Annotated in this window: 1 pseudogene; it reads left to right on the top strand. The window is 47.4% G+C overall.

Going from position 1 to position 447, the window contains the following annotated elements:
• A pseudogene (locus tag ASC50_RS04630) lies at window positions 1–360 on the top strand (dihydroorotase); the annotation flags it as partial.
• Window positions 361–447 lie beyond the last annotated feature (87 nt).

Genomic DNA, 447 nt, shown 5'->3' with positions numbered 1-447 from the left:
GATATGCCGAATACGGTGCCACAAACCACTACGGTTGAGGCACTTAACGACAAATTCAATCGCGCATCGCAAGAGTCGATGGCAAATTACTCCTTTTTTATCGGTGCCACCAACGAGAATTTGGACGAGTTGAAACGCGTGGAGGCGAAGCGTGCAACCGCCATCAAAGTCTTCATGGGGTCTTCTACGGGCAATATGCTGGTGGATAATCCCGGCAGTTTGAATCGCCTTTTTGCGGAGACGGACATGATTATCGCCGCGCATTGCGAAAGTGAGGACATTATCCGTACCAACAAAGCGCACTATATCAACCAATTGGGCGAAAATTTGGATATTTCGTTTCATTCAAAAAATCCGTAGCAGTGAAGCGTGTTATGCCTCTGCCGGTCAGGCAGTTGAGTTGGCTAAAAAGCATCATACGCGGTTGCATCTTTTTCATCTTTCGAC

This window comes from Candidatus Symbiothrix dinenymphae, assembly GCF_001431085.1.
Note: the sequence above shows the minus strand (reverse complement) of the source record. Positions and strands in the feature narration are given on the sequence as shown.